At 55.7% G+C, this 25,085-nt stretch carries 23 protein-coding genes and 2 tRNA genes; 13 read left to right on the forward strand and 12 right to left on the reverse strand.

From position 1 onward, the window contains the following. Positions 1–62 precede the first annotated feature (62 nt). Both epmA and efp read right to left on the reverse strand, forming a co-directional pair. Positions 63–1,046, reverse strand: coding sequence for an EF-P lysine aminoacylase EpmA (gene epmA / locus sS8_RS06035; RefSeq protein WP_119628856.1), 984 nt, complete (start codon positions 1,044–1,046; stop codon positions 63–65). 66 nt (positions 1,047–1,112) lie between these two features. Next, a complete protein-coding gene (efp, locus tag sS8_RS06040; RefSeq protein ID WP_119628857.1) occupies positions 1,113–1,679 on the reverse strand; it encodes an elongation factor P in 567 nt (188 codons plus the stop codon). A gap of 80 nt (positions 1,680–1,759) precedes the next feature. Here efp and epmB point away from each other — a divergent pair, with 80 nt between their 5' ends. Continuing rightward, positions 1,760–2,740, forward strand: a complete 981-nt coding sequence (gene epmB / locus sS8_RS06045; protein ID WP_119628858.1) for an EF-P beta-lysylation protein EpmB — start codon at positions 1,760–1,762, stop codon at positions 2,738–2,740. A gap of 65 nt (positions 2,741–2,805) precedes the next feature. Here epmB and pnp read toward each other — a convergent pair whose 3' ends face one another. The 7 genes from pnp to rimP form a co-directional block, all read right to left on the reverse strand. Next, entirely contained in the window at positions 2,806–4,881 is a 2,076-nt protein-coding gene (gene pnp, locus sS8_RS06050) for a polyribonucleotide nucleotidyltransferase (protein WP_119628859.1), read from the reverse strand. A gap of 26 nt (positions 4,882–4,907) precedes the next feature. Then, positions 4,908–5,177 carry a 30S ribosomal protein S15 gene (rpsO, locus tag sS8_RS06055; protein WP_119628860.1) on the reverse strand — a complete coding sequence of 90 codons (270 nt, stop codon included), beginning with the start codon at positions 5,175–5,177 and terminating at the stop codon, positions 4,908–4,910. Positions 5,178–5,293: 116 nt separating this feature from the next. After that, positions 5,294–6,226 carry a tRNA pseudouridine(55) synthase TruB gene (gene truB, locus sS8_RS06060; RefSeq protein ID WP_119628861.1) on the reverse strand — a complete coding sequence of 311 codons (933 nt, stop codon included), beginning with the start codon at positions 6,224–6,226 and terminating at the stop codon, positions 5,294–5,296. Between the two features lie 10 nt (positions 6,227–6,236). Further along, complete coding sequence (rbfA, locus tag sS8_RS06065; RefSeq protein ID WP_119628862.1) at positions 6,237–6,602, reverse strand: 30S ribosome-binding factor RbfA; 366 nt, start codon at positions 6,600–6,602, stop codon at positions 6,237–6,239. A 31-nt stretch (positions 6,603–6,633) separates the two neighbouring features. Beyond that, a complete protein-coding gene (infB, locus tag sS8_RS06070; protein WP_119628863.1) occupies positions 6,634–9,276 on the reverse strand; it encodes a translation initiation factor IF-2 in 2,643 nt (880 codons plus the stop codon). Between the two features lie 29 nt (positions 9,277–9,305). Continuing rightward, positions 9,306–10,811, reverse strand: coding sequence for a transcription termination factor NusA (nusA, locus tag sS8_RS06075; RefSeq protein ID WP_119628864.1), 1,506 nt, complete (start codon positions 10,809–10,811; stop codon positions 9,306–9,308). A gap of 16 nt (positions 10,812–10,827) precedes the next feature. Further along, complete coding sequence (gene rimP / locus sS8_RS06080; protein WP_119632638.1) at positions 10,828–11,280, reverse strand: ribosome maturation factor RimP; 453 nt, start codon at positions 11,278–11,280, stop codon at positions 10,828–10,830. Between the two features lie 280 nt (positions 11,281–11,560). On the opposite strand from rimP, the gene sS8_RS06085 reads away from it, so the two are divergent. From sS8_RS06085 to sS8_RS06115, 7 genes are all read left to right on the forward strand, one after another. Further along, entirely contained in the window at positions 11,561–11,935 is a 375-nt protein-coding gene (locus sS8_RS06085; protein WP_119632639.1) for a rhodanese-like domain-containing protein, read from the forward strand. Positions 11,936–11,988: 53 nt separating this feature from the next. Beyond that, positions 11,989–12,363 (forward strand): RNA-binding S4 domain-containing protein, encoded by a 375-nt coding sequence (locus sS8_RS06090; RefSeq protein ID WP_269461492.1) that lies wholly within the window; start codon positions 11,989–11,991, stop codon positions 12,361–12,363. Between the two features lie 36 nt (positions 12,364–12,399). After that, positions 12,400–13,764, forward strand: coding sequence for an exodeoxyribonuclease VII large subunit (xseA, locus tag sS8_RS06095; RefSeq protein WP_119628866.1), 1,365 nt, complete (start codon positions 12,400–12,402; stop codon positions 13,762–13,764). 189 nt (positions 13,765–13,953) lie between these two features. Beyond that, the gene (locus sS8_RS06100) at positions 13,954–14,364 is read left to right on the forward strand and encodes a ketosteroid isomerase-related protein (RefSeq protein ID WP_119628867.1); all 411 of its coding nucleotides are present in this window, start codon (positions 13,954–13,956) and stop codon (positions 14,362–14,364) included. Between the two features lie 4 nt (positions 14,365–14,368). Continuing rightward, a complete protein-coding gene (locus sS8_RS06105; RefSeq protein WP_119628868.1) occupies positions 14,369–14,983 on the forward strand; it encodes a GNAT family N-acetyltransferase in 615 nt (204 codons plus the stop codon). Further along, positions 14,983–15,855, forward strand: a complete 873-nt coding sequence (locus tag sS8_RS06110) for a carbon-nitrogen hydrolase family protein (RefSeq protein ID WP_119628869.1) — start codon at positions 14,983–14,985, stop codon at positions 15,853–15,855. The genes sS8_RS06105 and sS8_RS06110 overlap by 1 nt, the downstream gene beginning before the upstream one ends. Positions 15,856–16,092: 237 nt before the next feature. After that, the gene (locus sS8_RS06115; protein WP_145986430.1) at positions 16,093–16,539 is read left to right on the forward strand and encodes a hypothetical protein; all 447 of its coding nucleotides are present in this window, start codon (positions 16,093–16,095) and stop codon (positions 16,537–16,539) included. Positions 16,540–16,631: 92 nt separating this feature from the next. Here the strand turns inward: sS8_RS06115 and sS8_RS06120 are convergent, their stop codons facing one another. Next, positions 16,632–19,091 (reverse strand): glycogen/starch/alpha-glucan phosphorylase, encoded by a 2,460-nt coding sequence (locus sS8_RS06120; protein ID WP_119628871.1) that lies wholly within the window; start codon positions 19,089–19,091, stop codon positions 16,632–16,634. Positions 19,092–19,275: 184 nt separating this feature from the next. Here sS8_RS06120 and sS8_RS06125 point away from each other — a divergent pair, with 184 nt between their 5' ends. Continuing rightward, positions 19,276–21,180 (forward strand): cytochrome c peroxidase, encoded by a 1,905-nt coding sequence (locus sS8_RS06125; RefSeq protein ID WP_119628872.1) that lies wholly within the window; start codon positions 19,276–19,278, stop codon positions 21,178–21,180. 5 nt (positions 21,181–21,185) lie between these two features. Here the strand turns inward: sS8_RS06125 and sS8_RS06130 are convergent, their stop codons facing one another. Beyond that, the gene (locus sS8_RS06130) at positions 21,186–21,617 is read right to left on the reverse strand and encodes a YqaA family protein (RefSeq protein WP_119628873.1); all 432 of its coding nucleotides are present in this window, start codon (positions 21,615–21,617) and stop codon (positions 21,186–21,188) included. A gap of 141 nt (positions 21,618–21,758) precedes the next feature. Here sS8_RS06130 and sS8_RS06135 point away from each other — a divergent pair. Next, positions 21,759–21,835, forward strand: a tRNA-Met gene (locus sS8_RS06135). A gap of 153 nt (positions 21,836–21,988) precedes the next feature. Then, positions 21,989–22,420: a site-specific integrase gene (locus sS8_RS06145; RefSeq protein ID WP_145986431.1), complete on the forward strand. Its 432-nt coding sequence runs from the start codon at positions 21,989–21,991 to the stop codon at positions 22,418–22,420. 199 nt (positions 22,421–22,619) lie between these two features. Here sS8_RS06145 and sS8_RS06150 read toward each other — a convergent pair whose 3' ends face one another. After that, complete coding sequence (locus sS8_RS06150) at positions 22,620–23,303, reverse strand: SOS response-associated peptidase (protein WP_119628876.1); 684 nt, start codon at positions 23,301–23,303, stop codon at positions 22,620–22,622. Between the two features lie 186 nt (positions 23,304–23,489). Here sS8_RS06150 and sS8_RS06155 point away from each other — a divergent pair. Both sS8_RS06155 and sS8_RS06160 read left to right on the forward strand, forming a co-directional pair. Next, a tRNA-Ala gene (locus sS8_RS06155) sits at positions 23,490–23,565 on the forward strand. A gap of 501 nt (positions 23,566–24,066) precedes the next feature. Beyond that, positions 24,067–24,810, forward strand: a complete 744-nt coding sequence (locus sS8_RS06160; RefSeq protein ID WP_119628877.1) for a VPLPA-CTERM sorting domain-containing protein — start codon at positions 24,067–24,069, stop codon at positions 24,808–24,810. Positions 24,811–25,085: the final 275 nt, after the last annotated feature.

The raw sequence follows: 25,085 nt of genomic DNA on the forward strand, positions 1-25,085 counted from the left end.
CCGAACTGACGGTAAGAGCCGGGAATGCCAGGTTCATTTTGCGACTGCGCACAGCAAGAACCCTATGCCCGTGCTGTCGGAAATGTCAGCACATCGGCGATGGATTCCGCTTGCATCATAATCATCAACAAACGATCCAAACCCAAAGCGATACCGGAACAGTCCGGCAGACCGTTCTTGAGCGCCGCCAGCATGCGCTCGTCTTTCGCCGGCAAGGACTGACCGTTTGCTTTGCGGACGGCGAGATCCCGATCGAAACGCTCTTCCTGCTCGACGGCGTCGGTTAACTCGTGAAACCCGTTGCCCAATTCCAATCCTTCGAGAAAGATCTCCACGCGTTCGACCACGCGAGGATCATCTGACTTTTTTCGCGCTAAGGAGGGAAGGAAAGCGGGGAAATCTCGCACGAATGCGATTCTCCCTCGTCCGAGACGGGGTTGGACCAGATGGCTGAACAGCAAATCGAGCCAGAACGAACGATCTTCGCCGCAGAGCGCTTCGGCCTCGGGAAGCCCCCGAGTCCCGGAGCATTCGGCGAGTTCCTCGAATGAGCCCGAGAGTGGATCGGCGCCGACGTGCTCCCGAAATAGTTCACGGTAACTCAGCCGCTCGGAGGCTTCCAGAATCAGATCGTCTCGGCAGATTTCCCGCAACAAGGCATCGATTTCATCGATCAGCCGATCCAAATCGAAACCCACTCTGTACCACTCGAGCAGCGTAAACTCGGGATTATGATGCCGGCCGGACTCTTCGTTCCGGAAAGCCTTGCAGATCTGGTAGATCGAGCCGCTACCCGCCGCCAATAAGCGCTTCATCGCGAACTCCGGAGAGGTTTGCAGATAAAGCGGGTCGCCCGCGGCCGCACCGGGCTTACGGAGAACGGTCTTGAAAGGATGGAGATTAGGGTCGGTAACGCCGGCTCGGCACAGCAGTGGCGTCTCGACCTCCAGAACGTGTCTGGCTGCAAAGAAACGCCGAATGCTTGCGAGCATGACCGCTCGCTTTTGCAGCGCGGCCATGGAACAACTAGGGCGCCATTCCGGCATCGTCACAACGAACGTCGACAGAGATCGGCGGACACGTCCGGTCCGCCGCCGGAAATAAAAAAGATGCTATTTGACCCGCGAAACGTATTCGCCGGTACGGGTGTCTACTTTGATCACTTCGCCGGTCTGTACGAACAGCGGCACTCTGACCACGGCTCCGGTATCCAGAGTCGCAGGCTTCCCGCCGCCTCCGGACGTGTCGCCGCGTACGCCGGGATCGGTTTCGACAATCGTCAGCTCCACGAAATTAGGCGGCGTGACCGAAATGGGAGTACCGTTGTATAAGGTGACGATACATATGTCCTGCTCTTTGAGCCACTTCTTCGCATCACCCACTACATTGCTGTCAGCGGCATATTGTTCGAAACTCTCCGGAACCATAAAGTGCCACTGCTCGCCGTCGTTGTACAGATACTGCATTTCCGTGTCGACAACGTCCGCGGCCTCCAATGTTTCTCCGGACTTGAAAGTGCGCTCGATTACACGGCCGGTCTTGAGGTTGCGCAGTTTTACCCGGTTAAACGCCTGGCCCTTTCCCGGCTTCACGAATTCGTTTTCGATGATCGAGCAGGGATCTCCGTCGAGCATCACTTTTAAACCGCCCTTGAATTCATTGGTGCTGAATGTTGCCATTCTCTCCTCGTTCGCTTCAGTTAACTCAAAAAATACCGCGCATTATAATGTAGCGCTTTGTCCCAGGAAAACTTATCTCTATGAAAACGTCCTGGCAGATGGCGTTGGCCGACTCTTTTACCAAGCCCGCCGACCTTCTGGCCTTCCTGGAATTGGATGAAATCCATAGACCGGAATTCCGGCAGGCCACGGATCGTTTTTCGTTTCGCGTAACGCAGAGTTATGCACAGCGCATGGCCAAGGGCAATCCGCACGACCCGCTCTTGCTCCAGGTATTGCCCGACGTTCGTGAACTCATCGAGCATCCGAACTTTGCAAACGATCCGGTAGGAGACTTAAAGGCTGCCGCCGCCCCCGGAGTGCTGCAGAAATACCAAGGGCGGATCCTGCTCATCACGACAGGCGCCTGCGCCATTCACTGTCGCTATTGCTTCAGACGCAATTTTCCGTATGACGGGAACGCAATCGGCAAACAGCAGGAGCAGAATGCTCTCGATGTCATTCGCCGTGACCGAACCCTTAATGAAGTGATATTCAGCGGCGGCGATCCACTGGTGCTGAGTGACGAACGCTTGGGACAGATGATCAGAAAAATTGGGGAGATACCACACATCAGGCGGCTCCGAATACACACCCGGCTACCCATCGTTCTTCCCTGCCGCATCACGACCGAGCTTATCGCAGCGCTGACCGCCACCCACCTGAATAGCGTGATCGTGATTCACGCCAACCACCCGAACGAGTTCAATCATGAGGTAAGTGTTGCGCTGCGGACGCTTCGGAAATCCGGCATGTCATTGCTCAACCAAACGGTGTTGCTCAAGGACGTCAACGACGATACCGACGTCCTCGTCGGGCTCAGTGAAGCGCTTTTCGAAAACGGAGTGCTGCCGTATTACCTGCATCTGTTGGACAAGGCCCGGGGAACCAGCCACTTCGACCTGTCGACAGAAGAGGCGCTGAAGATTTACCGAACCCTACGGAAGTCGCTACCCGGTTATTTGCTGCCGAAACTGGTCCGGGAGGAGGCGGGCCGACCGTACAAAACGCCGGTCGGATAAAACGTGAATAGCGCTGGAAAAAGCACGTCAGCGGAGCCGGAACTCCGCCGCGTAGGACCGTCGGTTTAATCGACGGCCTTCATGCTGAGACGAACCCTGCCCTGACGATCGATTTCAAGGACCTTGACCTTGACGACATCGCCTTCGGATAGCTTATCGCTGACTTTTTCGACATGCTCGTCCGAAATCTGCGAAATATGGACCAGCCCATCCTTGCCCGGCAGAATCGTTACGAACGCGCCGAAATCCATCAGCCTTGCGACACGGCCTTCGTAAACTTTGCCGACCTCGACTTCTGCCGTTATCGCTTCGATACGGCGACGTGCCTCCATGCCGGCTTCCTTGTCCACCGACGCCACTTTCACGACGCCGTCATCGCTGATGTCGATGCTGGCACCCGTTTCTTCGGTGATCGCGCGAATGGTCGCTCCGCCTTTGCCGATCACATCGCGAATCTTGCTCGGATCGATGGTGAAACTCATGATGCGAGGTGCGAAATCGGACATTTCCTTCCGGGGAGCCGGCAAAGCTTCGGCCATTCTCTCCAGGATATGCAAGCGTCCTTCTTTCGCCTGCTCGAGCGCCTGCCGCATGATTTCAGGCGTGATCCCGTCGATCTTGATATCCATCTGCAAAGCGGTTACGCCATTGCTGGAGCCGGCAACCTTGAAATCCATATCGCCGAGGTGATCTTCATCTCCCATGATGTCCGAAAGCACCGCGAACCGGTCGCCTTCTTTGATCAGGCCCATGGCTATCCCGGCCACCGGGGCCTTGGTCGGAACGCCTGCGTCCATCAGCGCCAGACTGGTTCCGCAAACCGACGCCATGGAACTGGAGCCGTTGGATTCGGTAATCTCGGATACGACGCGGATAACATACGGAAAATCTTCCGGCTTCGGCATGATGGCCTGGACACCGCGCTTCGCCAGTCTGCCATGCCCTATTTCGCGGCGTTTCGGTGCGCCGATGGGACCGATCTCTCCCACGCAGAAGGGAGGAAAATTGTAATGCAACATGAAGGATTCCTTATATTCCCCCTCTATCGCATCGATTAATTGTGCGTCGCGCCCGGTCCCCAGCGTGGCGACCACCAGAGCCTGAGTCTCGCCGCGGGTGAAAAGAGCGGAACCATGTGTTCTCGGCAGAACGCCGGTACGTATCGTGATCGGACGTATAGTCTTCAGATCCCGACCGTCGATGCGCCTGGATTCATCCAGAATCCGCCAGCGGACCACATCCGATTCCAGCTTTTCCAGAGCGCCTCGAACCGCACTTTCGGCATAATTCCCGTCAGCGGTCAAAGCGTCTACCGTGCCTTTGCGAATCTCTCTGAGTTTCTGCTGCCGGACTTGCTTATCGGCAGTTTGATAGGCGTCTGCAATCCGCTCCGACGCCAGATCCTTCACCGCCTGATTGAGGGCTGTATTGACGGCAGGCGGTTCCCAGTTCCAAGACGTGGCGCCAACCGTCTCGGCCAGTTCGTGGATCGCCTTGATTGCCGCTTGCATATGCTCATGGCCGAACAACACGGCTCCGAGCATGATTTCTTCCGAGAGCATATCGGCTTCGGACTCGACCATCAAAACCGCTTTTTCGGTGCCGGCAACAACCAAATCCAGCTTTGAATGGTTAAGCATGGAACCGGAAGGATTGAGCACGAATTGCCCATCGATGTAACCGACACGCGCTGCACCGATCGGTCCCTGAAAAGGCATGCCCGAAAGCGCGAGAGCCGCGGACGCCCCCAACATCGACGGAATATCCGGGTCGACCTCGGGATTCAAAGAGAGAACCGTCGCGACAACCTGAACGTCGTTGGTGAATCCTTCCGGAAAAAGAGGGCGAATTGGCCGGTCGATCAGGCGTGCGGTGAGGGTCTCCTTCTCGCTCGGCCGCCCCTCTCGCTTAAAAAAGCCGCCGGGAATGCGGCCCGCCGCGTAGGCTTTTTCCTGATAGTTGACGGTCAGAGGAAAAAAATCAGTCTCGGGAGACGCTTCTTTCTCGCCGACCACGGTCACCAGCACCACGGTTCCGGCCATGTCCACCAGAACTGCAGCATCCGTCTGGCGCGCGATTTCGCCGGTCTCGAAGGTAACGAGATATTCGCCGTATTTGAACTGTTTCCGAATCGGATTCACGATAATACCTTTCGCCGGGTGAACAACTATTTACGCAGGCCCAACCGTTCGATCAAAGTGCGATAACGGTTGGAGTCTTTGCTCTTGAGATAGTCCAGCAATTTGCGACGCCGATTGACCAAGCGCAATAGACCGCGACGGGAATGGTGATCTTTCTTGTGCTTGACGAAGTGAGGGGTAAGGTGGTTGATCCTGGCGGTGAGCAGCGCCACCTGGACTTCCGGAGAACCGGTATCGTTTGCCGCACGCTGATATTCCTGCATAACAGCGCTCTTGTCTGTCGTCTCAAAGGCCATTTTTTTCTCCTGAATAACTGTTTGATTTAATGAACTCGGAATTGTAACTTTAGCTCCGGATGCGTTTCAATTGAAAAGCCAGCCGGCACCAACCGATATGCCACCCGAGAGCTCTCTTAACAGGACAACTCCCGAACATTGTCCTGACCCACTTTGACGAGACGCCGCGGTGCCACGCGTCCGTCGCTTAGAATTTCGCCCACGCCGAGAAATACGGATTGTTTCACGTACAACCTGACCCACCCATCGTGGGGGGATCCGGAAACCCGAACGGCTTGACCTTTCCGTACGTAAAAACCCAGTTCGTCACTCAGTTGAACCGCAGGCATGGCCGATATGATGCGATCCATGGGCAGGAGCCGTTGCAGCAGTTCGCCTTCGTCCAGGGACTCTAAACTCTCAAGCGTGTGAGCCTCGGCGATTGACAGATTACCGACCCAGGTGCGTCTCAATTGCTCGACATGGCCGCCACAATCCAACGCTTTGCCGATATCCTCGGCCAAGGATCGAATATAGGTACCCTTCGAACACTCGACATCCAGTTCCAGGCTGGACGAATCGAAATCCAGCAGCTTCAATTCGTAGATGACTATCCGCCGAGGCTCACGTTCTACCTCGATGCCTTGGCGAGCCAAATCATAAAGACGCCGCCCCTGATGCTTGAGCGCCGAGAACATGGGCGGAACCTGAAAAATCTCGCCACGAAAACCGGCCAGAACCCGCTCGAGAACATCCTCGCTCAATGGCGGCACGGTCCTGGTTTCGACAGTCTCGCCTTCGCAATCGCCGGTGAGCGTTGTCACCCCTAGCCTGACCTTCACCCGATAGCGCTTGTCCGTATTCAAGGCAAATCCGGACAACTTCGTCGCTTCGCCCAAGCAGATCGGAAGCAGCCCGCTGGCCAACGGATCAAGGCTACCGGTATGGCCGGCCTTGCGTGCCTTCAAAACCCGTTTGACCTTTTGCAGCGCCGCATTCGAGGTCATGCCTGTGGCTTTGTCCAACAGCAGGACACCATCGATGGAGCGTAGATCGTTGCGGCGGCTCACGAGTCTCTACCTATTCGCCGTTTTTCGGCTCTTCATGCAACCGGTCCAGAAGCGCATTCATGCGCAAGCCGCGTTCGATCGAATCGTCATAAACGAAATGGATCTCGGGCATGGTACGCATGCGAACACGCTTGCCCAATTCACGACGAAGCATGGGAATCATGGTCGATAATAGCGCCACGCATTTTTCGGCCGGTTCCTTGGCACCCAAAAAAGTCACGTAAACTTTGGCTACTGCAAGATCTCGGCTGACTACGGCATCGCTCACCGTGATCATCCCAAGGCGAGGTTCTTTCACTTCCGTCCGGATTAGATCCGCCAGTTCTCTCTGCAGCTGCGAGGCAACCCGGTCACTTCGCTTGAACTCTCTAGGCATACTATCTTAGACCGCCTCGATTCCGAATCGTCTAGCGTTGAACTTGCACTTTTTCAAAAACTTCGATCTGGTCGCCGACCTTGACATCGTTATAGTTCTTTATGCCCATACCGCATTCCATGCCGGCTTTCACTTCACCCACGTCTTCCTTGAAGCGGCGCAGAGAATCGAGCTGGCCTTCGAAAATAACCACATTGTCCCGTAATACGCGGATCGGCAGATTGCGCTTTACGTGCCCATCCACCACCATGCACCCGGCGATGGCGCCGAATTTCGGATGACGGAAGACATCTCGAACCTCCGCGACGCCGACGATCTGCTCCTTGAACTCAGGCTCCAGCATTCCGCTGATCGATTTCTTGATCTCGTCGATCGCCTCGTAAATCACACTGTAATAGTGCAAATCGATGGCCCGCTCCTCGATGATCTTGCGCGCGCCTGCATCGGCCCGGACGTTGAACCCGATGATGATGGCGTTCGACGCCAGAGCCAGATTGGCATCGGATTCGTTGATGCCGCCGACACCGCCGGCAATGACCTTAACCTTGACCTTATCGGTCGAAAGATCCGTCAGTGAGGCTCTCAAAGCCTCAAGGCTACCTTGCACGTCGGCCTTGATGATGAGGTTCAGGTCCACGCTTTCTCCGCTTTCCATGCGCGAGAAGACGTCCTCGAGCTTGGTGGCCTGCTGCGCTGCCAATTTGCTGACACGCTGCTTTTCTTCACGGTGCAAGGCAATTTCACGTGCTTTGCGCTCGTCCGCGACGACGATGAATTCATCGCCGGCGTTTGGTGCGGCCGATAACCCTAATACCTCAACCGGCATCGAAGGTCCAGCTTCTTTCACCGCCTTGCCGTTTTCGTTGAACATCGCCCTTACCCTGCCGAATTCCACGCCGCACAAGATAAAATCGCCTTTCTTGAGCTGGCCCCGTTGTACCAGAATGTCCGCCACGGGCCCGCGTCCCTTCTCGAGCTTCGACTCCAATACCACTCCGCTGGCCGGTATATCGGATGGCGCCTTGAGCTCTAGAATCTCGGCTTGTATGAGTATGGCGTCCAGCAACGCGTCGATGCCCTGGCCGGTCTTCGCGGAGACATTCACGAACTGGGTTTCGCCGCCCCATTCTTCCGGAACCACATTGAGACCGGTGAGTTCTTGTTTTACCCGATCGGGGTCTGCTTCCGGCTTATCGACCTTGTTGACCGCCACCACCAAAGGAACGTTGGCGGCGCGGGAATGCTCCACGGCTTCGCGGGTTTGCGGCATGACGCCATCGTCGGCAGCCACCACCAGTACCACGATGTCGGTAACCTTGGCTCCGCGCGCGCGCATCGCGGTAAACGCGGCATGGCCAGGCGTATCCAGGAAGGTCACGGCGCCATGGTCGGTTTTGACCTGATACGCACCGATGTGCTGAGTAATGCCGCCGGCTTCACTGGCCGCGACCCGGCTCTTACGGATGTAGTCGAGCAAGGAGGTCTTGCCGTGGTCGACATGTCCCATGATGGTGACCACCGGGGCGCGCGGCAACTGTTCGACCTCTGCGGCTACCGACATGGTCGCCATGATTTCTGCTTCCAAAGCGTTCTCGACCTGAAGAATCGCCTTATGCCCCAGCTCTTCGACGACCAAGGTCGCGGTATCCTGATCGAGCACCTGATTAATGGTGGCCATAACCCCCATGCCCATCAAGGTCTTGATGACTTCGGTCGCCTTGATGGACATCCGCTGGGCAAGATCCGATACCGTGATGGACTCGGGAATGGCAACCTCGCGCACCATCGGGGCAGTTGGTTTCTCGAACCCATGTTTAGCTTCGGGAAGTGTAACCGCACCCCTCGTAACTTTGAGCTTCTTCTTTTTATCTTTTCTCGAATCGTCGATGCCGACGGGCTCACGGGCACCTTCGCCTCGCCCTTTTGGACGTTCGGCCGCCGGTTTCTTTTTCGGACGTTTGGCTTCCTGCTCCAAATGACGCGGAAGCTCCACCTCTTTCCGCGCAGCCGGTGCAGCCGGTCTTTTGGGCGGCGGCGCTTCTGCCGCAGGCGCAGGCTGCTCACGTTTTTCTATGCTTGCTTCGTTTTCGGCGGCACGCTGCTGCTCTTCGGCAATGCGGCGAGCTTCCTCGCGCTGCCTTTCTTCTTCCGCTCGCTTCGCTTCTTCGAGCAGGCGCTGCTGTTCGGCCGCTCTCTCGGCTTCTTCGCGCTTCTTACGCTCTTCTTCTTCCAAAGCCTTGCGGCGGGCTTCTTCCTGTTGAGCACGCAAAGCTTCCTGAGCTTCGATCTCCCTTTGCTGTTCCTCGAGCGCCTGCCGTGCTCTTTCAACTTCGGTGCGCCGCTCGCTCACCTCGGGAAGCTCGCTACGCTTGACATAAGTTCGCTTCTTGCGAACCTCCACGCTGATCGTCTTAACGCCTTTGCCGGGAATCTTGCCCTGTTTGAGTTCGCTAACGGTCCGTCGCTGCAGCGTTACCCGCTTCGGCTCGGCCATTCCTCCCTCATTTCTACCGTGACTTTGCCGCAAGTAACTGAGAAACCTAAGTTTTTCAGTATCACTGAGAACATCGTCCGCATCGCTTTTTTCCAAACCAGCATCACCTAGCTGCGTAAGCAGCCGATCTACCGGAATGCCGACCACATCGGCGAGTTGCCGTACCGTCACATCGCTCATTCTTTCAGCCCCTGCCCTGTCGAATCCTCTTAACCTTCAGCAAACCACGGTAAGCGAGCTGTCATGATCAAACGCGCAGCTCTCGCTTCGTCCATACCTTCAATCTCCAGCAATTCGTCGACCGATTGTTCGGCCAGATCCTCCATTGTTCTAACGCCCCGCGCAGCAAGACGAAAAGCCGTTTCGCGGTCCATCCCTTCCATTTCCAGCAACTCCTTGGAGGGCTCTGAAGACTCAAACTCCTCCTCGTTTGCGATCGCCTTTATCAGCAACGCGTCGCGTGCTCGATTTCGCAATTCCTCGACGATATCCTCGTCGAATTCCTCGATCTCCAATAGCTCCTTGGCCGGAACGTAAGCCAGTTCTTCGACAGTCGAAAATCCTTCTCTAACCAGGATTTCGGCAACGCTCTCGTCCACATCCAGCTGTTCCATGAATGACTGCATGAGTTTGCTCGTCTCCAGCTCGTTCTTCGCTTCCGCCTGGGAGGCCCCCATTACATTGAGTGTCCATCCGGTCAGCTCCGATGCAAGCCGCACATTCTGTCCACCGCGGCCGATGGCCTGAGACAGGTTTTCATCGGCAACGGCGATATCCATCGAATGCTTGTCTTCATCTACAACGATTGAGACGATTTCGGCCGGGGACATCGCATTGATGACGAATTGAGCGTCATTCTCGTTCCACAAAATGATATCGATGCGTTCGCCGGCCAATTCGTTGGATACCGCCTGGACCCGGGAGCCGCGCATGCCCACGCAAGCCCCCACCGGGTCGAGCCGGAGATCATTGCTCTTTACGGCGACTTTCGCGCGAACACCGGGATCTCGAGCGGCCCCCTTGATTTCGATGACACCCTCGCTGACTTCCGGAACTTCGAGCTTGAATAATGCAATCAAAAGCTCCGGTGCAGTTCGGCTGACGAACAACTGGGGACCGCGAGCCTCCTGACGTACGGCTTTCAAATAGCCCCGCACACGATCGCCGGAACGAACCGCCTCGCGGGGTATCATCTCGTCCCTTGGAATGAAGGCTTCGACATTACCGCCCAAATCCAGATAGACATTGCCCCGCTCTACGCGCTTGACGACACCCGTGACGAGTTCGCCGACCCGGTTCTTATAAGCATCGACGACCTTGCGGCGCTCCGCCTCCCGCACTTTCTGCACGATAACCTGCTTCGCAGTCTGAGCGGCAATCCGTCCGAACTCGATGGACTCGATGGGCTGCTCGATATAATCCCCGACCTGAATTTCAGGCCGACTTTTTCTCGCCTCGTCCAAGGCAATCTCTATATCCGGATTTTCGACCCCCACTTCGTAGTCGGGGTTGAACTCGCAGACCAGCCAACGGCGAAAGGTCTCGTAGCCGCCGGTTTTCCGGTCTATTGCGACACGCACGTCGATCGCATTGTCGTGGCGCTTGATGGTTGCGGTGCGAAGCGCGTCTTCTATGGCGCCGAAAATGACTTCTTTATCAATGTCTTTCTCATTGGATACGACATCCACCACCAACAAGATTTCTTTATTCGCCATCGCTTCGTCCTTAGATTTAACTACCAAACTCAGGCGCCAGCCGCGCCTTTTCAATTGATTCAAACGGAATTTGCAAAGTTTCGCCGCCTTCCTCAATGAGGACCTTGCCGCCTTCCACTCCCGCCAGGTAAGCCTTGAAATTGCGGCGCCCGTCGATGGGACGGATGAGCTGCAAACGGGCCAGACTGCCCTTGAATCGCTCAAAGTGCTCCAACTTGGAAAGGGGCCGATCAAGACCTGGCGACGAAATCTCAAGCTGATACCGGCCCGGGATCGGGTCTTCTACATCGAGTACGCCGCTCAGTTGATAACTGACCCGCGTACAATCGTCGAGGGTAATCCCCGCATCGTTATCGATGTAAACTCTCAGCACCCGCCGGTGGGAGTCGAACTCTATACTGACCAGCTCATACCCCAAACCGCTCACGACCGGCTCTATCAAACCCGCCAAACGCTCCTGCGGCTTCATTGAAACCTCGTAAATTTCACTCATAAAAAATGGGCGCGACGGCCCATTCTTGTTCTATAGTTCCTTCAAAAACTAAAAAAGCCCCTATGGGGCATTCCTTTCAAAGGCGGGACAATTCTGTTCGAGCACCACTCGAATAACCCGCTGTTTATAGGCGTATCCTAACACACATACAATTGAATTTGAAATTTCTGTTCTCGTATTCCGACACCTATTGCCTATACCCAATCGATATTCGGGGGCGTACTATAAAAACATGCAACCAACACAGGAGCCCACGATGCCTTTAACTCCCATGGATCTAGTAGCTGAAGCGAAGCGTCATATTAAGGAAGTCAATCTCGATGAAGCCGGCTCCCTGCTCGGCAAAGCTCTGGTACTGGATGTCCGCGAGCCGGCGGAGTTCGCACTTGGCGCTCTGCCTGGCGCGGTAAACATTCCTCGAGGTGTTTTGGAATTCAAGATCGACGGCCATCCGGCATTTCAAAATCGGCGCGACGCGGATATTCTCGTTTACTGTCAGACCGGAGGCCGTTCCGCGCTGGCAACCGAGTCGCTCAGAAAACTGGGTTACGAGAACGCCGTCAGCCTCGCGGGCGGTTTCAAGCTGTGGCAGGAGTCCGGGCAAGCGGTGGAATCCCCCTCTGTTTCCTAAGCCTTATGGCGCGTAGTCGCAACCATGAGAATCATCCGCTCCCCGATGAGCGAATGCGCCTGGACAAATGGCTTTGGGCTGCGCGTTTTTTCAAAACGCGCCAGCTGGCCATAGCTGCCATAAACGGCGGCAAAGTTCATTTGAATGGGCAACGCGCCAAGCCGGGAAAGGAAATCGGCATAGGTGCACGGCTCAAAATCAGCAAAGATCAGTTCACTTGGGACATAATCGTGCAAGCTTTATCGTCCCAACGCCGGCCGGCAGCCGAAGCTGCATTGCTTTATGAAGAGTCGCAGGAGAGCATTGAACAGCGTCAAGCCGAAGTTGCCCGGCGCCGAGAAGAAGGGTCGCTTGCTCTCCAGCCGGAGACCAGACCGAACAAAAAGGAGCGGCGCCAGATTCACCGTTTCAAGCGCGGCCCGGACTAACGGCGAGAGCATTTTCCGAGTGGTTTTGTCTCCACGATGACCATGACGGTTAAGCCTACCCCTCGGCCGGAGACGGTTTACACCGTCTCCCGGCTCAACCGTGAAACCCGCTTCCTGCTCAACGATTGCTTCGGCAGTATCTGGATCGAGGGTGAAATTTCCAATCTCTCGACGCCTTCTTCCGGCCACGTTTATTTCAGCCTGAAAGACGCCGAGGCGCAGATACGCTGCGCCATGTTCCGTACACAAAGCCGATCCTTGGATTTCAAGCCGGAGAATGGCGATCATGTGCTGATTAGAGCTCAAGTCAGCCTCTACGAGCCGCGCGGCGATTTTCAGCTGATTGTCGAATATATGGAGGAAACCGGCGACGGATTGCTGTTGCGCGCTTTTGAAGCCCTAAAGCAGCGCCTGGCGACCGAAGGATTATTCGACAGCCGACATAAGAAGCCGATACCTGGATTGCCCCAATGTATCGGAATTATCACGTCGCCGACGGGGGCTGCCGTCCATGATGTGCTTACCGTGCTCAGACGCCGGTATCCTTCGGTTTCCGTGATCATTTTTCCGGTCAAGGTCCAGGGCGCCGATGCCAAATTCGAAGTAGTGAAAGCCCTTGCGGCGGCGGATCGGCTCCGATTGTGCGATGTCCTCGTAGTGGCCCGCGGAGGCGGTTCTCTCGAAGATTTATGGGCGTTCAACGAAGAGATCGTGGCGCGGGCGATATTTGAGTGCAGGACTCCGGTCGTAACGGGAATCGGACACGAGATCGACACCACGATTGCCGATTTTGTCGCGGATCTGCGTGCGCCGACCCCATCGGCGGCCGCAGAAGCCGTAACTCCGGATAGCACAGTCTTGGTGGCCCGATTCGAACGGATCGACCAGCAGCTTTGCCTACACATGAAGGCACTACTCGAACGTAATCGAAGTGCAATCTCCATTCTCGGTCGCCGCTTACAGCAAGAGCACCCCAGCAGACGCCTGCAAACCCAAAGCCAGCGCCTGGATCAACTGGAACTCCGGCTCAGAAAAGCAATGAGAAGCACTCTGTCCAATTCCGATGTGCGACTGCGGACACAGCTCGCCCTATTGTCCAAGCACATACCGCACCGGCGCGTACAAATGCTCGACGAAAGGCGACGTCAAATTCAGCAAAGGCTTTGCATGGCAATCCTGCGGGCTCTCGAAAAGCAGGGCCAGCGTGTTTCCGGTCTGGCCGAGCACCTTCAGGCGGTGAGTCCGCTGGCGACCCTAACACGCGGATATGCCGTGGTCTATAAACAGGACACAGGAGAAATTCTGCGTTCTTACCGTGACATCCGGCCAGGCGAAAGAACGGAAACCCGAATCGCGGACGGCATCCTGGTCAGCCGGATCGAAGAGACGCGAAAACCTTGAAGCGCTGCTGTTGCGTCCTGCCATATCAGTTGCAACGGTACGTTTTTTCCCCAAGATGCAGGAGCCTGTCACCGGAGCCGATATTATTCATCGATATCCAAGCGGGGATCTATTAAACTAACGGGTTCTTATTTTTCCGAACCCACCGGACCCAATCCGGAGCGACTTCAACCTTTAGCGGAAATTATCATGAACAAAGAGAGCCAAGCACTGATCGAAAAGTACTACGCCGCTTTCAATGCCGGGGACATGGGTACGTTTCTAAGCCTTCTTACCGATGACGTTATCCATGACATCAACCAGGGACAGCGTGAAATCGGCAAAGAGACTTTTCGCGAGTTCATGAACCGGATGAACCGGAACTACAAGGAACAACTCGTCGATATGGTCATCATGACCAGCGACGATGGTAAACGAGCCGCCGCGGAATTTGTGGTTCTCGGTGAATATCTGGTGACCGACGAAGGCTTGCCGCCCGCCAAGGGCCAGAAATACCGTTTGCCGGCCGGCGCTTTCTTCGATATTCGCGACGGCAAGGTGGCGCGCATCACTAATTACTACAACTTGCAGGACTGGATCGCCCAGGTGGAAAAGGGCTGAAACCATGACCGACGCGATCAGCATCAAGCGCTATACGGGCCAGGATCCTGATTTGCAGCCGTTTTTGCCCGATCTGGCACGACTGCGAATCGAAGTGTTCCGTGATTTTCCTTATCTCTACGACGGGAGCTACGAGTACGAGGAGAAATACCTGCAGACCTACACACGGTCGCCGGAAAGCGTGATCGTGTTGGTGCTGGACGGCAACAAAGTGATAGGAGCTACGACTGGAATCCCGATGGAGCATGAAACGGAAGAATTCCAGAAGCCCTTCGTGGAACATGGCTATGACCCGAAAAAAATCTTCTACTGCGGTGAATCCGTCTTGCTGAAGGATTACCGCGGCCGAGGCATTTATCCCAGGTTCTTTGAGGAGCGCGAAGGCCACGCCCGATCACTCGGCCGATTCGACTGGAGCTGCTTCTGCTGCGTACAGCGCCCGGAAAATCACCCGCGCCGCCCGGCGGATTACGTCCCGCTCGACCGGATCTGGAACAAATTCGGATATACCAAGCATCCGGAGCTGACAACGACGTACACCTGGAAAGACGTGGACGAAGAGGCCGAGTCGCCCAAACCCATGGTGTTCTGGCTCAAGTCTTTGAAGGAAACGACCTGATGCCATCTCGAGCATTCCGTTTGGCTGCCGCGCAATACGATATCGGCTTTCTCAGGAACTGGGACGATTATTCCGCCAGGATCGCCCGCTGGATTGCCGAGGCCGCGGGGAACGGCGCCAAGATGTTACTGTTTCCCGAATACTTCAGCATGGAGTTGGCGTCCCTTTTTCCGGAAGAGGTCTACAAATCGCTGTCCAGACAACTGACGGAAATGCAGACCCTGCTGCCGGATTTCGTAATGCTCTTCTCGGACATGGCCGAGCAGCACGGTGTTTACATCATCGCCGGTTCATTTCCGATTCGGCTGGCGGACGGGCGCTACCGAAACCGGTCATTTTTGTTCCGTCCAGATGGAACGACCGATCATCAGGACAAGCTTCAAATGACGCGGTTCGAAAACGAGCATTGGCTGATTACCGGTGGCGAGGAAATCAAGACTCTGGACACCGAGTTCGGACGGATCGGCATCAATATTTGCTACGACAGCGAGTTTCCGATGATCGCTCGCAAGCAGGTCGAAGCCGGAGCGGATTTGATTCTGGTACCGAGCTGTACCGATACCAAGGCAGGTTATCACCGGGTCCGTATCGGCTGCCAGGCGCGCGCTCTGGAAAATCAATGTTACGTCGTGCAATCGCCCACGGTGGGTCTAGCGCCCTGGTCGGAGGCCGTGGATGTCAATATCGGTTCCGCCGGGATCTACACCCCGGTGGATTACGGCTATCCGGACAACGGCATACTCGCCATCGGCGAACTCGATCAAACCCAATGGGTGTATGCCGATATCGATCTGGCGTCGATCGCCCATATTCGCCAAACCGGACAGGTATTCAATTATCGCGACTGGCCGGGCCAGTTTCGCTACGCTTGATCTAGGCTGGGGGCGAGCCCCGGCCGTCCGGTGCGCTTGCCCCGGGCCGTCTCATGGACGGGGACAATAGCAAGATTTCCGCCCGCAGTTTCCTTGCTGTTAAGCCAAGCGAACTATTCTTAAAAATTATGGTCTTTGATGAACACGTTGCGGGTGCTGCGATTTGACAATCTCATTGTCCGCCCGACACACCCGTAGGAAACTTTCGCACATCCGTATCGGAAAAGGAGAATGATTATGGCAAAGAAGCAACCCTCAAAGCACACGGAAGATTCCGCAAAAGCCACGAAGAAACCTGGCACCGAAAGCGTTAAGGAATCGGTCGAGGAACGTCCGGAGCATGTCGCGGAACGGACAGCCGAACCGACCGACGGCCAACGGGAAGGATTCGACGAAGCCATCAAGGAAGGCGCGGAGCACGCCCGCTCGAGTTTTGCCGAACTGATGCCGGAGGTCGGCAATGTAATTCACAAAGGTGTATATTCGGGTTTTTATTATCTGAGCTACGGCGTGGTTTTCGGCTCATTGATGGCAGCCAACCTGCTTCCGGCGCACACTGCCGTGGAAGAAGGCGTACGCGACGGCGCCAAAGCGGCGAGAAAGGCATTCTCGGGTAAACACGCCGGTACGCATGAAGCTACGCACACCGACGTGTCCGGCGAGGAAGGCATGACGACGGCCTGATCGATACGACTCGATAACCGGACAGATCGCCCGAAAGAACAACGGCGATCTGCCGGCGGCTGGCATTGCCCCGACATTCCGGAGTCGCCGCCTTATATAGGCGTATTCCAAATCCGTTCCGCATATTCCCGGACGGCGCGATCACTCGAGAACCAGCCCGAATGAGCCACGTTCAGAATCGCTTTGCGGGTCCAGGTCTCGGAATCGAGATAAAGACGATCGACTTCCTCTTGACAGGCAATATACGATTCGTAGTCCGCCAAGATAGCGAATCTATCGCCTTCGCGCAGCAAAGAATCGATCAAAGGCTTGAATCTATCCTGCTCGTCGGGCGAGAAATACCCCGTCGAAATCATATCGAGCGCGAGCTTCAACTCTTCGTTGTCATAGTAGAAGCGCCAGGCGTCATATCCGCCTCTACGCATTTCGTCGAGCTGCTCCGCGGTATGCCCGAAAATAAAAATATTCTTCTCCCCCACTTTCTCGCGAATTTCGATATTGGCACCGTCCAGAGTTCCGATAGTGATGGCACCGTTCACCGCCATCTTCATGTTGCCGGTGCCCGAGGCCTCCATCCCGGCAGTCGAAATCTGCTCGGACAATTCGACCGCCGGCATGATTTCCATTGCGCGAGACACGTTGTAATCGGGCACGAACACCACTTTCAAAAGCCCGGCGACCGTCGAATCCCGGCCGATCACCTTAGATACATCGTTGATCAGCTTTATGACCAGCTTGGCCGCATGGTAACCCGGAGCCGCCTTGCCTCCGAAAATGACCGTGCGCGGGACCATGTCTTGGGAAAGCCCGGCACGCAGTCGGTTATAGCGAGTAATCACATGCAGAAGATTCAGCAGTTGACGCTTGTATTCGTGCATGCGTTTAATCTGGACGTCGAACAAACTCGCCGGATCGATCCCAATATTCAGGCGCTTAGCGATAAGGGACGCCAAATGCTGTTTGTTGGCTGATTTGACGGCCCGAAAGCGGGCGCGGAATTCAGCCTCGTCCGCCATGGCTGCAAGCTGCCGGAGACGTTCCAGATCGGTCACCCACCCTGGCCCTATGGTTTCCGTAATGAGCTTGGCGAGGCCGCGATTGGCCTGATTCAACCATCGCCGCGGCGTAATGCCGTTAGTGATACTTACGAAACGGTCGGGAAAAATCCTTGCGAAGTCTCTAAATATCGTGGTTCTCATCAACCGGGTGTGCAATGCGGCCACTCCGTTGACTTTATGACTGCCGATGATGGCCAAATGAGCCATCCTAACCCGCTTTCCCCTTTCCTCGTCGATGATGGAGACACGCTGAATCAGTCCCATATCTCCCGGAAACCGTTCGCCGACTTCTGTAAGAAAACGATGGTTGATTTCGTAAATGATTTGCAAATGGCGCGGCAGCAGCTCTTCGAACAGACGCACCGACCAGACTTCCAGCGCCTCGGGCAGCAGCGTGTGATTGGTATAGGAAAAGGTCCGGACCGTGATAGCCCATGCGTCGTCCCACGGAACTTGATGCTCGTCGAGCAGAATGCGCATCAATTCCGGAATGGCAACTGATGGATGGGTGTCGTTAAGCTGAATCGCGACCTCTTGGGGCAGATCCGAGAAATCGCGCTGATCGATACGGAATTTTTTCAGAATGTCCTGGAGCGACGCGCTGACGAAGAAATATTCCTGCTTGAGCCTCAGCTCCCGCCCCATCTGCGTGGTATCGTCCGGATACAAAACCTTGGACAAGTTTTCCGACTGCGTCTTTTCCTCAACCGCCTTGATGTAATTGCCTTCGTTGAAATATTTCAGCTCGAAATCACGCGAAGCCTTCGCCGCCCACAGCCTCAGGTTGTTGACGGTCTCGCCGCCGTAGCCCGGAACGGGGATGTCGTAAGCCATGGCCATCACATCCTCGGTGTCGATCCACCGATACCGCCTCTTGCCGTCGGCGTTCGGACATTCCACGACATGGCCGCGGAACTGCACACGGTAAAGAACGTCGGGCCGGGGAAATTCCCAGGGGTTTCCGTAACGCAGCCAGTTCTCGGGATGTTCGATTTGATAGCCGTCTTCGATGCGCTGAGAAAACATCCCGTAATCGTAATGTATTCCGTAACCGAACCCCGGAAGCCGGAGCGTGGCAAGGGAATCCAGGTAGCACGCCGCCAGACGCCCCAAGCCGCCATTGCCCAGCGCGGCCTCTTCCTCCGTCTCTGCGAGTTCTTCCAGGTCCAGTCCGACATCTTCCAGGACCAGCTTGAATTCGTCGTAACATCCGATATTGAGCAAGCTGTTCCCTAATGCCCGGCCGATCAGGAATTCCATGGATAGGTAATAAACCCGTTTCGCATCCTGCAAATAGTACCGGCGCATGGACTCCATCCACCGTAAAGTGAGAAGATCCCGGACCACGTACGCCAAAGCGAAAAACCAGTCGCGCTCCTGGGTCTCGACCGGATCCTTGCCGATCGAATAAATCAGACGGTTGACCAAAGCGCGCTTCAGCGAAGAAATATCTTTGGGATTTGTGATTTCGTAAATGTCTTCAGGTACGGTCATTGCCCATAGGCTCCTTGAGCTCGAATGTTATTCCAGAATTCGACCAATATAGACCGAAGTATGAACGGCCCGATGAATTATTTGACCCCGGCCGGTCTAAAATAAGCGCGCAAAGCGCATCTAGAAAAACAACTACTCGGCCCTTGTTCGGATCCCCGATTATCTTAGGTTCCGGTTACACGTCATGAATCACCGCTATTTTGCGCTCTCTGTCTTTTGCTTGCTGGTTCAGTTCGGCTCGGTCTGCGCCGCCCAACCGGAAAAATCCCTAGCACCCGGTTACAAGCCGCTGCCCTTCAAATTACCGCAACCCGGTACCTATGCCCTGCCCGGCTTGGGCCAAGCATCCGACGGGAAGGTCTTGGACACGAGCGGGAGCACGACGACTTTACATAAGTTGTACGGTGACAAACTGGTTCTGTTAAGTTTCATCTATTCCACCTGCAGCGATGTCAACGGCTGCCCACTCGCGACCGCCGTCCTCCACAAGATTCAGCGCCGGCTCGCACGAGAGCCGCAAATTTCGGAACACTTGCGTCTGATCACTCTGAGCTTCAATCCCCTATACGATAGCCCGGAGGTCATGGCCCAATACGGGAACGCCTTCGCCAAGGGCGCAGACTGGCACTTTCTGACCGCCGCTTCCGAGCAAGAGATCGAACCGATCCTAACGGCCTACGGTCAATCCGTACAAAAAGACTACGATGCCGACGGAAAATTCCTCGGCACATTTTCTCACGTTCTCCGGGTCTTCCTGATCGATCGGGACAAGCAAATACGCAATATATACACGGTCTCCTTTCTGCACCCCGACACCCTGGTGAACGACATAAAAACGCTCCTGGCGGAAAAGCCCGCGGCCGAGTCACAGGCGATACCAACGGGAGGCGTCGCTTTGCTCGGGAGCGGAGACAACAAAAGCGGATACGAGGCGGGTGATTTCGTTACCCGATCCATCGCTCTCACCGAACGATCGAGCCGGAGAACAAACCTGATGGCGTACGGCAGACGCCCGCCTCTCGGCTTACCACCGGTTCCCACGCCCTCAGACAATCCATTGACCCCGGCCAAAATCGAACTGGGCCGGAAACTGTTCTTCGATCGTCGACTGTCTTTGAACAATACCTTTTCCTGCGCCATGTGCCACATTCCGGAACAAGGCTTCAGCAGCAACGAACTGTCAACCGCCGTCGGCATCGAGGGGCGCACCGTACGGCGCAACTCGCCGACCCTGTACAACGTGGCTTATCTGGGAAGATTGTTCCACGACGGACGCGAGAACCGCCTGGAACAGCAGGTCTGGGGCCCCCTGCTGGCCAGCAACGAAATGGGCGCGCCATCGGTCGGCTATGTTGTCGACAAGATCGGGGGACTGCCCGACTACGCCGGACTTTTCGAAAAGGCCTTCAAGCGCGGCCCGACCATGGAAACCATAGGCATGGCCTTGGCCAGCTATCAAAGGACTCTGAACTCGGCCGACTCACCTTTCGATCGCTGGCATTACGGCAGAAATAAAGACGCCCTGCCCCCTGAAGCGCGCTTGGGTTTCGAGCTGTTCACCGGCAAAGCCGGTTGTGCCCAATGCCATACGATAGCCGCGGACCACGCTCTATTTACCGATCAGCGAATGCACAACACGGGCATCGGCTTCCGTGCGGCCATGACCGAAGCAAAGGTAAAGCAGGAAATACAAGCCGCTCCGGGAGTTACCCTGGAAGTCGACGCCGAGATCCTCGCCGCCGTGAGCGAAGTCAAACCGAACGATCTAGGCCTTTACGAAATCACTCAAGACCCCGGAGACCGCTGGAAATACCGAACGCCATCCTTGCGTAACATCGCTTTGACTGCGCCGTACATGCACGACGGCTCGCTTTCCACGCTCGAGGAAGTTATCGAATTCTACAATCGCGGGGGTATCCCCAACGAAAACCTTGATCCCCTGATCAAGCCTTTGAACCTAAACAAAACCGAAGTCCGGGCTCTTGTCGCCCTGTTGGAATCCCTGACGGGGAGCAACGTGCCGGACATCGTTTCGGATGCTTTCGCGGCACCGGTGGGCAACCCAAGCGACCGGCAGGCGCACCGGTAACCGGGTCAGACAAACGCGTAAACGATAGCGGCGTAGCGCAGAGCCTTGCCGGCCGCCATAGCCAAAACCGACCACCAGAACGGCAGACGCAACCAGCCGGCCGCGAAACAGAAGCCGTCCCCGACAACGGGCAGCCACGAAAACAACAATATCGGGAGGCCCCATTTTCGCACCGAGGCGACGGCCTTCTCCTGACTCGGCTTGGCGAGTCGCCCCGCGGGATACTTGATCGCAGCAAGAAATCCCAACAACCAAGTCGTGACGGCTCCCAGCGTATTGCCGGAGGTAGCCGTCAACAACAAGACTTCCGGCGAGAGCTCCGCTTGGCTGACGAGATAAGCGAGCACCGCCTCCGAACCCCCGGGCGCCAGGGTGGCGGATACAAACGCACTGCCGAAAAGACTCCATAGAGCAAATGAACCAGTCAAAAATTCCATCGCTTACGTTTTGAAATCCTGATCGAAAGCGCCAGCCGGTTCCTCCCGGCTAGCCGAGAAATTTAAAAAAACCACGAGACAACCAATCGCAAATATTGACACAGCCAAGGTAAAAAAGTAGGATTTTAAGTCTCAATTCATGGCTACGTAGCTCAGTTGGTTAGAGCACCGCATTCATAATGCGGGTGTCGGCGGTTCAAGTCCGCCCGTAGCTACCATAATTCAAAGGCTTGGACGTGTTGTCTAAGCCTTTTTTGTTTTCAGCCCCGACCCGCACCAGCGGGTCAAGTTCGAGCACTTCCCGTAGAAGCTCCGGTGCAAGATGCACGCAGCGCATAGTCATCGTTAAGTCAAGGTTTCCGAACGTCACCATGAATAAGAAAGCGTTTATTTGGCTGCTAATTTCGGGCTGTCTGTTATGGAGTGTTTCAATCGCGGTCATGTATACCTTGTTTCCGGCACCGACATCCGCCAACGAATTTGGCGACATGTTTGGAGCGGTAAATTCTTTGTTTTCCGGTCTCGCACTCGGCGGGGTCATATACGCAGTGCTGCTTCAATCGGACGAGATCAAAACTAATCAGACCCATTTGGCCAAAAGTATCAGAGCCAATGAGATTTCGGCTCGCCTAATGGCTTATTCAACGCTGCTACAAGAGTGTGATAACGCTCTTCTTCGCTATGAGCGGTGGGAAAAAGTATCTCCAAACAGCGATTACAAGCAGGTCAAGGCCAAGGTCAGAGAAAGCGCAAACGCCTATCGTGCCGAGATTGAGAAATTGCTTAATGAACTTAAAACCTAATTGAGTCGCTGAGATTTCCAGCGCTCAGCTCCGGCTTCATTACGGCGCGCAATATGAAGGAAGCCTCGACCAAGTGCGAGACGGAACGCCGCTGAGGATTCGCTGGAAGATCGTCGTCGCCTGAACGATTTCGACTTGGGCACGCCGGTATTTGGTGTCCGAAGGTCTGCATAATTCGAGATCAAAGCGAGATACCTGCCTATCCGGATTCTTCGTCAACGGCTTTGATGCACGTTTCGCTGTCATTCCTCGGACTGTTGACCGCTGTGCTGACCGGATAAGCCCGCATGCGTTCGGACGGAAACGGCTTTAGAAGACTCTGCAAGAGCTCGGTTTGCCGGGCCGCGGCGGACAGCCATGAGGCATAGTCCCGCTCCCCTAGAATTACCGGCATACGGTCATGGATCGTCCGGGTCAGCTCATTGGCTTCTGTCACGATTATGGTACACGATTCAATGACGGTGTCCTCGCGTTGCCAGCGCTCCCAGAGTCCGGCGAATGCAAACATCTCTCCGTCCTGAAGGCCGATGTAATAGGGCTGCTTGGTTTTCGAACCGGGACGGACCGCCCATTCGTAGTAGCCGTCCGCCGGGATAAGGCACCGCCGGGAGCGAAAGGCTGTTCGAAACGCTGGCTTAGTGGCGACTGTTTCCGCACGCGCATTGATAGTGCTGTAGTCGGTTTTCGGTTCCTTGGACCAACTGGGCAGCAGGCCCCAGCGGACCATGACGCATTCCCGTTGGCCATCCGGCGTGAGCCTCACGATCGGAATCGATTGACTCGGAGCGATGTTGTAGCGGCGGATCAGGCGTGGCGTCTGGTAAAGCTCGAACTGGCGCATGATCCTGCCTTCCTCCGCCCTGAGCGAATAGCGGCCGCACATGACTTGCCTCCGGGTTCGGTTAGTTTGGGACGAATTCTGTTTAGAATAAACGAAACGTGCCGGATCGGGCCCATTTCCCCACGTCCTCACGAGCAGCTTGCCGAATCCGACTGAAATCATGGTTGAAAGAGGAGGTGTCGAAAGAGTATCGTACTGCGTGTACATACCTCGTCATTTTTCACGCTTGGGCCGGTAGCTCAGCTGGGAGAGCGCTGCGTTCGCAATGCAGAGGTCGGGAGTTCGATCCTCCTCCGGTCCACCATTCAATCCGACATGACGCCCGGGAAAGGCGCCACCTGTCATCCAGAACGCCCAGTTCCAAACAACGCTTACTTGCTCCGGCTGCTGCCGATTAGCGTTGTGCGCAAGTCCGATGCTGCAGCGCCGGGCCGATTGTCCTCAAAACCGGCATGACGTGTCGCCGAAAGTCTTGCAAAGCGCCAAACGCCGTTCGTGTGCTTCGCCGGACGGTGCCGGACATCTAGTCTAGAAACGTTAACCTACTGCACATTGTTCTGTAACCTGGTTAGAACATCATCTCCGCCGCGCCTTGGTACGGAATGCCGTTTTCCACACGCGCCTTATACGGCTGAGCGGGATCGGCATACCGCGGGACCAAGGGGTTCAATGTGAAAGGCGGGTCGATTCAAGAACGCGGAAAGGGCCTGGCTTCTAACGCCTCCACCGCCATCGACGCGAAGCGTCGTGTTCGACCTCCGTTCTCAGTACGTTCAATCAAGCTTAATTCAGGAGGAATATTTTCATGCGTTTATCGAAACCATTGATACTGGCCCTGGCGGCACTGCCGATTCTCGCGATCGGCGGAATCCGAAGTGCAGCTGCGTACACGGTCCCTGCGAATCTCGGCGGCGGTTATACCGGAGTGCCGTCTGTCGGTTACCCGGACTTCTATACCGATGCCCGCGTAACCTTCTCCAAGCTTTCGTCCGGTGCTTACAAACTGACCGCAAGCGATAGCGGCCGAACCTTCACGTTCAACACCGATCCGAGCCATTCCTGGAATGTAAAGGATGGGGATTTCCAGCTGACGGCAAACTTCAATAGATACCTCGCGTTTCAGAACGGTACTGTGGACATCGAGGGCTATATCCCCGGATATGACGGCCGTGGTTCTCTCGATTACGGCTATTCGGGTCCCTACGATGTTACCAACAAGGCTGGTAACCTGTACCACGCCGACCTGGTGAAATTCGGAATCGATCTTTCTCCCTTGGGCATCGGGTTTATGACGGACGCTGCCACTGACACCGGTTGGGCGACTCAGTTCATGACATCTAACGAGAGTGTGTGGCTGTACAGCACTAACATCTGGAACACGATACTTCGGAATGTTGCCCTGCGCTTGGGCGAAGACACCTGGTCGATCAACATCACAGGCATGAAAGCAGTGACCACCGTGCCCATTCCGGCCGCGGCGTGGCTCTTCGCTTCGGGCCTGATGGGGTTGTTCGCGGCAAGACGCAGGGCGGTGCCGGCAACAGCCTGACGGGCCGATTTCCGCTTCCTGACCCGCACTCGGATTACTAATGGTCGATAAAGTAAAGCCAGAAGACCCCCCTCTTCCTCTGGGAGAGGGTTGGGGTGAGGGCGATTCGGATAGGACGTTACTTTCTTCACGCAAAGTACTATCAGCGTCTGGCGCGGCGGGTAGACGGAGCCGGATTTTTGGAGTTTGATTTGCATTAAGAATCTCAACGAAGCGTCAACGGGGCAGCGTCTTAAGCCATCTTATACCTACGACTTCCTCCATCAATGGTCCCT

This window comes from Methylocaldum marinum (genome assembly GCF_003584645.1).
GTDB classification, from domain to species: Bacteria; Pseudomonadota; Gammaproteobacteria; order Methylococcales; family Methylococcaceae; genus Methylocaldum; species Methylocaldum marinum.

Coding starts and splice junctions, on each gene's coding strand:
- epmA (WP_119628856.1), bottom strand. CDS start 1,046: ATGCCGGAATGGCGCCCTAGTTGTTCCATGGCCGCGCTGCAAAAGCGA.
- efp (WP_119628857.1), bottom strand. CDS start 1,679: ATGGCAACATTCAGCACCAATGAATTCAAGGGCGGTTTAAAAGTGATG.
- epmB (WP_119628858.1), top strand. CDS start 1,760: ATGAAAACGTCCTGGCAGATGGCGTTGGCCGACTCTTTTACCAAGCCC.
- rpsO (WP_119628860.1), bottom strand. CDS start 5,177: ATGGCCTTTGAGACGACAGACAAGAGCGCTGTTATGCAGGAATATCAG.
- rbfA (WP_119628862.1), bottom strand. CDS start 6,602: ATGCCTAGAGAGTTCAAGCGAAGTGACCGGGTTGCCTCGCAGCTGCAG.
- infB (WP_119628863.1), bottom strand. CDS start 9,276: ATGAGCGATGTGACGGTACGGCAACTCGCCGATGTGGTCGGCATTCCG.
- nusA (WP_119628864.1), bottom strand. CDS start 10,811: ATGGCGAATAAAGAAATCTTGTTGGTGGTGGATGTCGTATCCAATGAG.
- rimP (WP_119632638.1), bottom strand. CDS start 11,280: ATGAAGCCGCAGGAGCGTTTGGCGGGTTTGATAGAGCCGGTCGTGAGC.
- sS8_RS06085 (WP_119632639.1), top strand. CDS start 11,561: ATGCCTTTAACTCCCATGGATCTAGTAGCTGAAGCGAAGCGTCATATT.
- sS8_RS06090 (WP_269461492.1), top strand. CDS start 11,989: ATGCGCCTGGACAAATGGCTTTGGGCTGCGCGTTTTTTCAAAACGCGC.
- xseA (WP_119628866.1), top strand. CDS start 12,400: ATGACCATGACGGTTAAGCCTACCCCTCGGCCGGAGACGGTTTACACC.
- sS8_RS06100 (WP_119628867.1), top strand. CDS start 13,954: ATGAACAAAGAGAGCCAAGCACTGATCGAAAAGTACTACGCCGCTTTC.
- sS8_RS06105 (WP_119628868.1), top strand. CDS start 14,369: ATGACCGACGCGATCAGCATCAAGCGCTATACGGGCCAGGATCCTGAT.
- sS8_RS06110 (WP_119628869.1), top strand. CDS start 14,983: ATGCCATCTCGAGCATTCCGTTTGGCTGCCGCGCAATACGATATCGGC.
- sS8_RS06115 (WP_145986430.1), top strand. CDS start 16,093: ATGGCAAAGAAGCAACCCTCAAAGCACACGGAAGATTCCGCAAAAGCC.
- sS8_RS06120 (WP_119628871.1), bottom strand. CDS start 19,091: ATGACCGTACCTGAAGACATTTACGAAATCACAAATCCCAAAGATATT.
- sS8_RS06125 (WP_119628872.1), top strand. CDS start 19,276: ATGAATCACCGCTATTTTGCGCTCTCTGTCTTTTGCTTGCTGGTTCAG.
- sS8_RS06130 (WP_119628873.1), bottom strand. CDS start 21,617: ATGGAATTTTTGACTGGTTCATTTGCTCTATGGAGTCTTTTCGGCAGT.
- sS8_RS06145 (WP_145986431.1), top strand. CDS start 21,989: ATGAATAAGAAAGCGTTTATTTGGCTGCTAATTTCGGGCTGTCTGTTA.
- sS8_RS06150 (WP_119628876.1), bottom strand. CDS start 23,303: ATGTGCGGCCGCTATTCGCTCAGGGCGGAGGAAGGCAGGATCATGCGC.
- sS8_RS06160 (WP_119628877.1), top strand. CDS start 24,067: ATGCGTTTATCGAAACCATTGATACTGGCCCTGGCGGCACTGCCGATT.